The organism is Streptomyces argenteolus, assembly GCF_042902585.1.
Taxonomy (GTDB): Bacteria; Actinomycetota; Actinomycetes; order Streptomycetales; family Streptomycetaceae; genus Streptomyces; species Streptomyces argenteolus.
The window spans coordinates 212,344-223,837 of sequence record NZ_JBIBEG010000005.1 but is presented as its reverse complement, the minus strand read 5'-3'; the positions used below and the strand labels follow the sequence as shown (position 1 = coordinate 223,837).

Sequence of the window (11,494 nt, the reverse complement as noted above, 5' to 3'; positions counted from 1 at the left end):
ACGGCGTGCGGGAGAGGGCGTGGTGGCTGCGGCCGGGCGGTCAGCGCGGGAGCCGTGACCTGCCGGTACGCGACCCACCGCGGCCGGCGGCAGGACCGGTGACCGGGCCGGAGCCCGGCGCCGGCCCTGCACCCGTTCCCGATCCGTACGAGGGCTCCGTGGCGGCGGCTGCGGCGAGGCGGACGAGGCGGGACTCGCAGTGGTCCAGCCAGCGGGCTTCGGCCTCCGCCTGGAAGATCAGCTGCTCCACGACGAGCAGCCAGGCGACCTCGTCGCGATCGGTGGGTACGTCGGCCAGGGCCTGGGCCTTCAGCCGGGTGTAGTCCTGCATCGCCTTCAGCGTGTGACTCCGCTGGGACTGGATCACGGCCCGGATGTCGACGCCGGGCGCCCCGACCGCCATCGCGAGCTTGATCGCCAACTCGTCGCGTGGCGGGCTGTTCCGGTCGACGGGGGTCTCGAACCAGCTGCGCAGTTCGTCGCGGCCGTCGTCGGTGATCGAGTAGAGCGCGTGGCCCGCGTCGTCCTCACCGTCCTGCGCGACCAGTCCGTCGCGTTCCAGGCGGTTGAGCGTCGTGTAGACCTGCCCGACGTTCAGCGGCCAGGTGGAGCCGGTGCGGGACTCGAATTCGGTGCGGAGCTGGGAGCCGTACCGAGGCCCTCGCTCCAGGAGGGCCAGCAGCCCGTGACGGATCGACATACTGAGTATGTATACCCAGTATGCTGCCAGGCGCAAGCGTCGCCGGGCCGATGCGCGACGGCTACGAGCCCCGGTGCGGCGTCAGTTGGCGCGGCGCAGGCGAAAGGCGAGGAATGCCAGTCCCAGCCCGACCAGGGTGATTCCCGCACCCAGCGACACGTCCCGCACCTGCCGCACGGCGGGCTCGTCCAGCGCCTGCCGCTGCCGTGCGGTCTCGCCCGGCTCGGGGAAGGCGCCTGGTGGGGGCGTGAAAGGGGGGATCCCGCCCGGATCCGCCTCGGGTGGCTCCTCGTCGGCCGCGGCCTCGGACTGCGCGAGTTCCTGCGGCGACAGCGAGCGCCCCGGACGTGCCCGGCCCTCCCCGGCCAGTCGGCCGGCCATGGACGGCTCCCCGGCGGAAGGGGTCCGGCCGGCGGACGGGCTCCCCTCGGGGGAAGGCGATCCCGAAGGCGCCGTCGTCATCACCCGCACCGGACGGGCGGAGTCCGCGCGGTCGCTCGCGCCGTGTGCCCAGGTGGCGGGGCCGAGTGCGACTCCGGCTGCCATCACCAGACAGGCCACGCACCGTGACGACCGTGAAGCCGGGAGTCCTGGAGGCATGAGATCAGCGTCACACGCCCGCATGGGGCGGGCATCCCGGGTGCGGCCGACCGCTGGACCTCGGTCAGCTCCACGGCGGGCCGAGGACCGGCGAGGTCACCCAGGACCGCCCGCCCCGTGAGCGCCCGCAACCCGGGCGAGCGGATGAGCGGCGAGCGGGTGAGCGGAGAGCGGGACCGCCGACGAGGCCCAGCCCCGCGCGAGGTCGCCGGGGCAGCCCCAGGTCAGGCCGGATCGCCGGTGGAGATCCGCAGCTCGAAGTGCGCCCCCTCCTCGGGGACGGCCGTGCCGGAGGACGGGAACTGGTCCACGACCTGTCCCTCCGCGTACGTGTTCCCGGGCTCCTTGACTTCCTTGATCGTCCAACCGGCGGCCAGGGCACATTCCTTCACCGAGAGGATGTCCTTGTAGAGGAAGCTCGGAGCCTGGACCTTCGCCGGGTCGTCGGTGTCCTCCGTGGCGTCGGTGCAGTCCTCCGTGTCCATCGTCCGGTTCCGCTCCGGGGCCTTGTGCTCACCGGCCACGGCGGACTCGCCGGTGCTCGGGTCGTCGTTCTTGCCGGACTGTTCGTCGTCCATGTTCAGGAAGGCGACCAGGCCGCCGATCGCGATCAGGGCGACGACGATCGCGCCCACCAGGACCGGCATGTTCCGTTTCGAGCCACCGCCGCCCGAGCCGCCCGTGGTCTGGGGGGCCATCGTGTACGGCGGCGGCGTCTGGTGCCCCAGGGGTCCCTGGGTCCCGTACGGCTGGGCCGCCTGCGGGTAGCCGTAACCCGGCGTGGGTGCCGGAGTGGGCACGCCGTACGGGCTCGGCTGGTGCTGCTGCTGAGGGTGGGGCGCGTACGGCGTCTGGACGCTCTGCGGGGCGGGCGTGCCCTGGTCGACGGGCGGGAAGACCGCCGAGCCCACCCCCGAACCGCTGTTCGCCGGACCGCTGCCGCCGATGATCGCCGGGGCGCCCGCGGGGCCGCTCGCGTTCAGCACGCGGGCGATCTCGTCCTGCATCGCGGCGGCGCTGGGGAAGCGCTCGTTCGGGTTCTTCTTGAGCGCGCGGGCGACGAGGGCGTCCATCGCGGGCGTGATCGAGCGGTTGATGCTGGACGGGGCGACCGGCTCCTCCTGCACATGCGCGTACGCGATGGCGAGGGGCGAGTCCGCGTCGAACGGGATACGTCCCGTGAGCAGCTGGAAGAGCATGATGCCGACCGAGTACAGGTCGGAGCGCGCGTCGACGCCCCGGCCGAGCGCCTGCTCGGGGGAGAGGTACTGCGGGGTCCCGACGACCATGCCCGTCTGGGTCATCGACGTGACGCCCGACTGCATCGCGCGGGCGATGCCGAAGTCCATCACCTTGACGACGCCGCGCTTGGTCATCATCACGTTGCCGGGCTTGATGTCGCGGTGGACCAGGCCCATCTCGTGGCTGGTCTCCAGGGCGGCCAGCACGTCCGCCGTCACCTTGAGCGCCTTGTCGGCGGGCATGGCGCCGTACTGCTGGATGTCCGACTGGAGCACGGAGCCGAGCGGCTGGCCCTCGACGTACTCCATGACGATGTACGGCATCAGCGCGCCGCCGAGCTCGTCCTCGCCCGTGTCGAACACCGAGACGATGTTGGTGTGCTGCAGCTTGGCGACGGCCTGCGCCTCGCGCCGGAACCGCTCGCGGAAGGACTGCTCGCGCCCCAGCTCCGTGTGCAGCGTCTTGATGGCGACCTGGCGGTCGAGGGCCGTGTCGTAGGCGAGATAGACGGATGCCATCCCGCCTTCGCCGAGCAGGTCGCGCAGCTGGTAGCGGCCGCCGGCCACGGAACCGCCCGCGTAGCGCCCCTGTGCGCCGTGTGCGCCGTCGTGGCTCATGACTTGCTCCCCCTCGGCGCCCGACGGACGCGATGATCCCTAGTACGGGCCAAGTCTGCCCGAGGGGTACGACACGTCAAGCCAGGTGCCCGTTCCGTGACCCTACGCACAAGAAGCGTCTCGGAAGCGTTACAGGAAGCGCATGGAATTTGCGCGAGCGGCGCGCGAGCCGATTGGATGGCCCGTCACTCTGTAAACCGGTGCGTCGCACAGAGGCTGTAGCGTGACGTGGCAATGCAGCAAGGCACCGTGAGAACCCGCGGACGCGCGGACAGATACGACGGCGAGGACTGATGGCACCCGAATCCGAAGCAAACGGCGGCGGAGTTTCGGATGGCACCGACTCCTGGGGCGTCGGAGGTGTGGTCGGGGACGGCCGGTACCGCATGACGCACCGGCTCGGCCGCGGCGGCATGGCCGAGGTCTACGCCGCGGAGGACGTCCGTCTGGGCCGCACGGTCGCGGTGAAGCTGCTGCGGTCCGATCTCGCCGAGGACCCGGTCTCCAAGGCGCGCTTCACGCGTGAGGCGCAGTCGGTGGCGGGGCTCAACCACCATGCGATCGTCGCCGTGTACGACTCCGGCGAGGACGTCGTGGGCGGGGCGACCGTGCCCTACATCGTGATGGAGCTCGTCGAGGGCAACACCATCAGGGACCTCCTGCTCGAGGCCGAGGCCCCGCCGCCCGAGCAGGCGCTGATCATCGTCTCGGGCGTCCTCGAAGCCCTGGCCTACTCCCACCAGCACGGCATCGTGCACCGGGACATCAAGCCGGCGAACGTGATCATCACGCACTCCGGCGCGGTCAAGGTGATGGACTTCGGCATCGCCCGCGCGCTGCACGGCGCCCAGTCGACGATGACCCAGACCGGCATGGTCATGGGCACGCCCCAGTACCTCTCCCCCGAACAGGCTCTCGGCAAGGCGGTCGACCACCGCTCCGATCTCTACGCCACCGGCTGCCTGCTCTACGAGCTGCTCGCCCTGCGGCCCCCGTTCACGGGCGAGACCCCCCTCTCGGTCGTGTACCAGCACGTCCAGGACATGCCGGTGCCGCCCTCGGACGTCGCCGGGTCCGTTCCTCCGGAGCTGGACGGCCTGGTCATGCGGTCGCTCGCGAAGGACCCGGACGACCGGTTCCAGAGTGCCGAGGAGATGCGCGGCCTCGTCCAGTACAGCCTCCAGATGCTCCAGGTCCAGGGCGGCCACACGGGCACGTGGAACACCGGTCCGGTCGAGACGCACGGTGGCGACCGCACGGCGGCGATGAACATCGGCGGCGGTACGGCGGCCATGGGGCGCCCGATGCACGGGGACACCTCGCAGGGCCCGATCCTGCCGCCCATGAACCCCGACGACGGGGCGTACGCCGGCGGGCACCACAACGGTGGCGGCCGCGGCAAGATGTGGCTCTTCGTGCTGCTCGCGCTGGTCGCGATCGGCGCCGGTGTGGCGTTCGCCCTCCAGGCGGCGAACGACGACGGCGGCAACAAGAAGTCGCCGACAGCGCCCTCCACCTCGGTCACCCCCTCGCCGACGCGTCCGTCGGAGAAGCCGACGGACGAGGAGACGGAGGAGAGCGAGGAGCCGAACAACTCCTCGGGCGGGCAGACCTGGCCCACCCAGGATCCGACGTGGACTCCGACGCAGGAGCCGACCGAGCCGACGGAGAAGCCGTCGGAGACCCCCACCTCACCGGATCCGGGCACGAGCGACGGCGGGACCACGACGGACGGCGGTACGGGCGACGACGGCGGCACCACCGAGGGCGGCACCGACGACGGCGGCACCGGTGACGACACCGGCGGGACGACGACGGAGGGGACCACCACGACCGGTACCTCGGCCGGAGCCGCGGCGGGTTCCGCCGCGGGGGCGGCCGGTACCACCGCCGGCTGACGGAGCCGCGGCCGTGACCTCGCACCCGGCGGCGGAGGCCGCCGGGGGGTGAGGGAGCCCCTCACGCCGTGAAGGCCTCGCCGACCGCCTCGTACTCACGCGTCCACCACACCGCCAGGGCCGACACCGCAGGGAACTGCGGGTCGGCCCTGCGGTCCTGGAAGCGGTAACGCCAGCTGAGTATCCAGAAGTCGTTGAGGCGCTCCCACCACACCCGGTGCACGGCCGCCGCCATCTCTGCCGCACCCGCGCCGGCCGAGCGCCGGTAGGCGCGGGCGTACGCCCGCACCTTCTCCAGCGCCAGCTTTCCGTCCGGCCGGACGAAGAAGATGGCAGCGGCGCGAACCGCCTCCTCCGCGCGCGGCTGCACGTCGAGCCGGTCCCAGTCCACGATCGCGACGGGGTCCGCGCCCCGGTAGAGCAGATTGAGCGGGTGGAAGTCACCGTGCACCCAGCCCCTGGCCGCCCCGCCCGGTGTCGGCGGGCGGCGGTGCGCGTGCCGCTCCAGCAGGGCGCGCCGCTCGACGAGACGGTGCACGGCGAGTTCGTCGAAGGCGTCCCTCGGGCCCATGCCCCGGGCCGCCGTCAGCAGTTCGTCGATCAGGGTGAACGTATCGGCAGGATCGGGGCTGGTGGTCTGTCCCCGCCGTACCGGAGGCGAAGAGTCCGCCTCCATGACCTGTTCCAGGCCCATGTGTACGGCGCCCAGGAGGGCCCCGAGCCGCCGTGACTGGGCGGTCGTGAGCTGTGTGCCGTCCCGGTGGAGGCCGTCCACCCATCGGTGCAGGGCGTAGCGCTGCCCGTCGATGACCGTGACCGTGTGACCCTGCGTGTCCGCGAGGGGCGGGGCGACCGGCACGCCGAGGGAGTGCAGCTGCTGGGTCGCCCGGTGCTGCCGGACGATGGTGGCGTGGTCGCCACTGGCGTCGTCGAGGTGGTGCTTGTCGAGGTGGTGTTTGAGGAAGTACGACCCGCTGGTCGTGGACACCCGGTAACCGTGGTTGAGCAGCCCCTTGGTGAGGGGTTCGCAGGCCAGGGGTTCCCCGGCGTCAGGGTAGCGGCGCAGGACCTCACTGACCGGAGGAACAGGCGCAAGGGTCACAGATGAGCGCAGCACTCGCCACATGTTAGGTGACGCTGTGTGTCCGCCCTGACGGACTTGCGCCGAAGGCCAGAGTGTGCATGTGCGCGACGTGCGGGTCGAGCCGCACGTACACGGGATCGAAGTGCTCGCCGTTCACCTCGGCGGGGCCGGTCCCGAAGCGTTCGCGCTGGTCGGCGCCGGGACGGACGATCTCGGCGGGCCCTGTGAACTGCACCGACCAGAGGTCCTGGGGGTCCCCGGGCGCCGGGGAGTTGAAGTTGTCCGCCCCGTAGGCGATGACGCTTCCGTCGCAGGACTCGTGGAAGCCGAGCCCTCGGTGCATCCGCAGGACGACGTGTCCCTCGATCACCAGGTGCCGGGCCACCGCCAGGAAGGGCAGGGCCCGCATGCTCATGGCCAGCCGGCCGTAGCGGACGCTCCCGAGCAGCTCCATGGCGCGGGCCGCCTCCGAGCTGGAGGTGGCGGAGGGCCCGCTGTGGTGGGAACGGCCCGACGCGCCGGGGTCGGCGGCGTGCTGGGAGCGGCCCGGCGGGTCGGCGGGGTCCGAGGCGCCGGAGGGACGGGAGAAGAGCATGCCTCCCACTCTCGGCGACGTGTAGGGGCGGGGTAAGAGTCCGCCGCCCCGGAGGCTCCGGGACCAAGGTCCCGGGCCGGTCCGTGCCGTCAGCGCTTCTCGGCCTGAAGCCTGGCCACGTACGCCGCCGCCTGCGACCGCCGCTCCATGCCCAGCTTGGCCAGCAGGCTGGACACGTAGTTCTTGATGGTCTTCTCGGCGAGGTGCAGCCGCTCGCCGATCACCCGGTTCGTCAGCCCCTCACCGATCAGGTCGAGGATCCTGCGCTCCTGGTCGGTCAGCTCGGCGAGCCGGTCGTCGCCCTTGCCGTCCTTGCCCTCGCGCAGCCGCTCCAGCACCCGGGCGGTGGCGGCGGGGTCCAGCAGGGACTTGCCGGCCGCCACGTCCCGCACGGCGCTGAGCAGCTCGTTGCCGCGGATCGCCTTGAGGACGTAGCCCGAGGCCCCCGCCATGATCGCGTCGAACAGGGCCTCGTCGTCGGCGTACGAGGTGAGCATCAGGCACTTGATGTTCTCGTCCCGGGAGCGGACCTCGCGGCAGACCTCCACCCCGCTGCCGTCCGGGAGGCGTACGTCGAGAACGGCGACGTCGGGGCGGGTCGCGGGAATGCGCGCGAGCGCGTCCGCGGCGGTGCCGGCCTCGCCCACGACCTCGATGTCCTCCTCGACGGAGAGCAGCTCGTGGACGCCACGCCGGACTACTTCGTGATCATCCAGCAGGAATACGGTGATTTTTCCTTCTTCGGGCACATTCGCAGTCTCACACACTCGCTGGCCGTCCGCCCTTCCCTGGCGCTGTCGGCCGGGATAACGTGCCGTTGTTCCGGCCGCCTGCCAGGCTGTTGCCAGTACTGTGACCAGCAGGAGTTCACGCATTTCGCGATTTACTTGGAAATCCAAGCAAAATCGCAGGTCACAAGGTGTTTCGCAGTTATGCGGTGCACTGGGTAACGTGCGTATGGCAGGACGTTCGCCGGGGCACCTGTCACGCCTGTTCCCGGCCGAGCGGCACCCACCCCGTGCACGGGTCCGGACACAGGCGAGCCGCACTGGTTCCCGGCCATCCCGGGGGCCGGACCGACGGAGGAGCACGCACGTGACCGTGGAGAGCACTGCCGCGCGCAAACCGCGACGCAGCAGCAAGCGGACCAGCGCCGCGAAGACACCCGCGAAGACGACGGAGGGTGCCGGCCCCCAGCTGGTGCAGTTGCTGACGCCGGAGGGCGACCGCGTCGAGCACCCGGACTACGAGATCGACCTGAGCGCGGACGAGCTCCGTGGTCTCTACCGGGACATGGTCCTGACCCGGCGGTTCGACGCCGAGGCGACCGCCCTGCAGCGCCAGGGTGAGCTCGGCCTGTGGGCCTCGCTGCTGGGCCAGGAGGCCGCTCAGATCGGTTCCGGCCGGGCGCTGCGCGACGACGACTACGTCTTCCCGACCTACCGGGAGCACGGTGTGGCCTGGTGCAGGGGTGTCGACCCGACCAATCTGCTCGGCATGTTCCGCGGCGTGAACCACGGCGGCTGGGACCCGAACACCAACAACTTCCACCTCTACACGATCGTCATCGGCTCGCAGACCCTGCACGCCACGGGCTACGCCATGGGCGTCGCCAAGGACGGCGCGGACTCGGCCGTGATCGCGTACTTCGGCGACGGCGCCTCCAGCCAGGGGGACGTCGCGGAGTCCTTCACCTTCGCCGCCGTCTACAACGCCCCCGTGGTGTTCTTCTGCCAGAACAACCAGTGGGCGATCTCCGAGCCGACCGAGAAGCAGACGCGTGTGCCGCTCTACCAGCGTGCGCAGGGCTTCGGCTTCCCCGGTGTCCGGGTCGACGGCAACGACGTGCTGGCGTGCCTGGCCGTCACCAGGTCGGCGCTGGAGCGCGCCCGCCGTGGTGAGGGGCCGACCCTGGTCGAGGCCTTCACCTACCGCATGGGTGCGCACACCACCTCCGACGACCCGACCAAGTACCGGGCGGACGAGGAGCGGGTGGCCTGGGAGGCCAAGGACCCGATCCTGCGGCTGCGCGCGTACATGGAGAAGCAGGACCTCGCCGACGCGGCGTACTTCACCGCGCTGGAGGAGGAGAGCGAGGCCCTCGGCAAGCGGGTCCGCGAAGCGGTCCGGGCCATGCCCGACCCGGACCGGCTGGCGATCTTCGACCACGCCTACGCCGACGGCAACCCGCTGGTCGACGAGGAGCGCGCCCAGTTCGCCGCCTACCAGGCATCGTTCGCCGAGGAGGGCAACTAGCCATGGCCGTTGAGAAGATGTCCATCGCGAAGGCGCTCAACGAGTCGCTGCGCAAGGCGCTGGAGACCGACCCGAAGGTCCTCGTCATGGGCGAGGACGTCGGCAAGCTCGGAGGGGTCTTCCGGATCACGGACGGCCTCCAGAAGGACTTCGGCGAGGGCCGGGTCATCGACACCCCGCTCGCCGAGTCCGGCATCGTCGGTACGGCGATCGGCCTGGCCCTGCGCGGCTACCGCCCCGTCGTCGAGATCCAGTTCGACGGCTTCGTCTTCCCCGCGTACGACCAGATCGTCACGCAGCTCGCCAAGATGCACGCCCGTGCACTCGGCAAGATCAAGATGCCGGTCGTCATCCGCATCCCGTACGGCGGCGGCATCGGTGCCGTCGAGCACCACAGTGAGTCGCCCGAGGCCCTCTTCGCGCACGTCGCGGGCCTGAAGGTCGTCTCGCCGTCCAACGCCGGCGACGCCTACTGGATGATGCAGCAGGCCGTCCAGAGCGACGACCCGGTCATCTTCTTCGAGCCCAAGCGGCGGTACTGGGACAAGGGGGAGCTGGACACCGAGTCCATTCCCCTCCCGCTCCACAAGGCCGTCGTCGCGCGCGAGGGCAACGACCTCACGCTCGTCGCGTACGGCCCGATGGTGAAGGTCTGCCTGGAGGCCGCCGCCGCGGCGCAGGAGGAGGGCAAGTCGATCGAGGTGCTGGACCTGCGGTCGATGTCCCCGATCGACTTCGACGCCGTGCAGGCCTCGGTCGAGAAGACGGGCCGGCTCGTGGTGGTCCACGAGGCGCCGGTGTTCTACGGCTCGGGCGCCGAGATCGCGGCCCGGATCACCGAGCGCTGCTTCTACCATCTCGAAGCGCCGGTGCTGCGGGTCGGCGGCTATCACGCCCCCTACCCGCCCGCCCGGCTCGAGGACGAGTACCTTCCGGGTCTCGACCGGGTGCTCGACGCCGTCGACCGCTCGCTGGCGTTCTGAGGAGAGGGGTCGTGACGACGATGACCGAGACGTCTGCTCGTTTCCGCGAGTTCAAGATGCCCGATGTGGGCGAGGGACTGACCGAGGCGGAGATCCTCAAGTGGTTCGTCCAGCCTGGCGACACCGTCACGGACGGCCAGGTGGTGTGTGAGGTCGAGACGGCGAAGGCGGCGGTGGAGCTGCCGATCCCCTTCGACGGGGTGGTGCACGAGCTGCGCTTCCCCGAGGGCACGACCGTCGACGTGGGCCAGGTGATCATCGCGGTCGACGTGGCGCCCGGCGGCGGCGACGCCCCTGCCGAGGCCGAGGCCGAGAAGACCGTGCAGCAGCCCGTGGAGGAGGCCGAGCCCGAGGCCCCCAAGGGCCGTCAGCCGGTGCTGGTCGGTTACGGCGTGGCCGAGACCTCCACCAAGCGCAGGGCCCGCAAGGGCGTCGAGATCTCGGGGCCGGCCGCCGCGGCGGTCCAGGCCGAGCTGAACGGGCACGGCGCGGCTCCGCGCGAGGCCCGTCCGCTCGCCAAGCCGCCGGTGCGCAAGCTCGCCAAGGACCTGGGCATCGACCTCGCCACGGTGACCCCGACCGGGGCGGGCGGCATCATCACCCGCGAGGACGTCCACGCGGCGGTGGCCCCGGCCCCCGCCGAGGTCCCCGCGCGGCCCGCGCCGCAGGCCGTGGCCCCCGAGCCCGTCGCCGTGCCCGTGGGCACGGACGGGCGGGAGACGCGCATCCCGGTCAAGGGCGTGCGCAAGGCCATCGCCCAGGCCATGGTCGGCAGTGCCTTCACCGCTCCGCACGTCACCGAGTTCGTCACGGTCGACGTGACGCGCACGATGAAGCTCGTGGCGGAGCTCAAGGAGGACAAGGACATGGCGGGGGTCCGGGTCAACCCGCTCCTGATCATCGCCAAGGCGCTCCTGGTCGCGATCCGGCGGAACCCGGGCATCAACGCCGCCTGGGACGAGGCCAACCAGGAGATCGTGCAGAAGCACTACGTCAACCTGGGCATCGCCGCCGCCACCCCGCGCGGTCTGATCGTGCCGAACATCAAGGACGCGCACGACAAGACCCTGCCCGAGCTGGGCGCCGCGCTGGGCGAGCTGGTCTCCACGGCGCGCGAGGGCAGGACCTCCCCGGCCGCCATGGCCGGCGGGACGGTGACCATCACCAACGTCGGCGTCTTCGGCGTCGACACGGGTACGCCGATCCTCAACCCCGGGGAGTCCGCGATCCTCGCGGTCGGGGCGATCAAGCTCCAGCCATGGGTGCACAAGGGCAAGGTGAAGCCCCGCCAGGTCACCACGCTGGCGCTGTCGTTCGACCACCGGCTCGTCGACGGCGAGCTCGGCTCCAAGGTGCTCGCGGACGTCGCGGCGGTCCTGGAGCAGCCGAAGCGCCTGATCACCTGGGCTTGACGAACAGAAGGGTGGGGGCCCCCCCCCGGGGGCCCCCCCCCCCGGGGGGGGGGGGCGGGGGGGGGTGGGGGGGGGGGGGGGGCGCCGGGGCGCCCGCGGGGCGCGGG

General features: G+C 71.5%; 10 protein-coding genes. 4 read left to right on the top strand and 6 right to left on the bottom strand.

Going from position 1 to position 11,494, the window contains the following annotated elements:
* Positions 1 to 40: 40 nt before the first annotated feature.
* The 3 genes from ACFY8O_RS19750 to ACFY8O_RS19740 form a co-directional block, all read right to left on the bottom strand.
* On the bottom strand, positions 41 to 700 hold the full coding sequence (locus ACFY8O_RS19750; RefSeq protein ID WP_387904082.1) for a PadR family transcriptional regulator: 660 nt from the start codon (positions 698 to 700) through the stop codon (positions 41 to 43).
* An 81-nt stretch (positions 701 to 781) separates the two neighbouring features.
* Positions 782 to 1,081, bottom strand: a complete 300-nt coding sequence (locus tag ACFY8O_RS19745; protein ID WP_387904080.1) for a hypothetical protein — start codon at positions 1,079 to 1,081, stop codon at positions 782 to 784.
* A gap of 443 nt (positions 1,082 to 1,524) precedes the next feature.
* The gene (locus ACFY8O_RS19740; RefSeq protein ID WP_387904077.1) at positions 1,525 to 3,159 is read right to left on the bottom strand and encodes a protein kinase domain-containing protein; all 1,635 of its coding nucleotides are present in this window, start codon (positions 3,157 to 3,159) and stop codon (positions 1,525 to 1,527) included.
* Between the two features lie 293 nt (positions 3,160 to 3,452).
* Here ACFY8O_RS19740 and ACFY8O_RS19735 point away from each other — a divergent pair, with 293 nt between their 5' ends.
* Complete coding sequence (locus tag ACFY8O_RS19735; protein ID WP_387904075.1) at positions 3,453 to 5,057, top strand: protein kinase domain-containing protein; 1,605 nt, start codon at positions 3,453 to 3,455, stop codon at positions 5,055 to 5,057.
* Positions 5,058 to 5,118: 61 nt separating this feature from the next.
* Here ACFY8O_RS19735 and ACFY8O_RS19730 read toward each other — a convergent pair whose 3' ends face one another.
* The 3 genes from ACFY8O_RS19730 to ACFY8O_RS19720 all read right to left on the bottom strand — a co-directional run bounded on the left by ACFY8O_RS19730 (position 5,119) and on the right by ACFY8O_RS19720 (position 7,485).
* The gene (locus ACFY8O_RS19730; protein WP_387904072.1) at positions 5,119 to 6,183 is read right to left on the bottom strand and encodes a phosphotransferase; all 1,065 of its coding nucleotides are present in this window, start codon (positions 6,181 to 6,183) and stop codon (positions 5,119 to 5,121) included.
* A gap of 1 nt (position 6,184) precedes the next feature.
* On the bottom strand, positions 6,185 to 6,595 hold the full coding sequence (locus tag ACFY8O_RS19725; protein WP_387904550.1) for a pyridoxamine 5'-phosphate oxidase family protein: 411 nt from the start codon (positions 6,593 to 6,595) through the stop codon (positions 6,185 to 6,187).
* Positions 6,596 to 6,825: 230 nt separating this feature from the next.
* Entirely contained in the window at positions 6,826 to 7,485 is a 660-nt protein-coding gene (locus ACFY8O_RS19720; RefSeq protein WP_145808256.1) for a response regulator, read from the bottom strand.
* A 346-nt stretch (positions 7,486 to 7,831) separates the two neighbouring features.
* Between ACFY8O_RS19720 and pdhA the strand changes: the two genes are divergently transcribed.
* Genes pdhA through ACFY8O_RS19705 form a run of 3 tightly spaced genes read left to right on the top strand, consistent with a single transcriptional unit; the run spans position 7,832 to position 11,387 of the window.
* On the top strand, positions 7,832 to 8,992 hold the full coding sequence (pdhA, locus tag ACFY8O_RS19715) for a pyruvate dehydrogenase (acetyl-transferring) E1 component subunit alpha (protein WP_145808258.1): 1,161 nt from the start codon (positions 7,832 to 7,834) through the stop codon (positions 8,990 to 8,992).
* 2 nt (positions 8,993 to 8,994) lie between these two features.
* Positions 8,995 to 9,975 (top strand): alpha-ketoacid dehydrogenase subunit beta, encoded by a 981-nt coding sequence (locus ACFY8O_RS19710; protein WP_145808260.1) that lies wholly within the window; start codon positions 8,995 to 8,997, stop codon positions 9,973 to 9,975.
* Positions 9,976 to 9,986: 11 nt separating this feature from the next.
* Complete coding sequence (locus tag ACFY8O_RS19705) at positions 9,987 to 11,387, top strand: dihydrolipoamide acetyltransferase family protein (RefSeq protein ID WP_387904068.1); 1,401 nt, start codon at positions 9,987 to 9,989, stop codon at positions 11,385 to 11,387.
* The last annotated feature ends 107 nt before the right edge of the window (positions 11,388 to 11,494 follow it).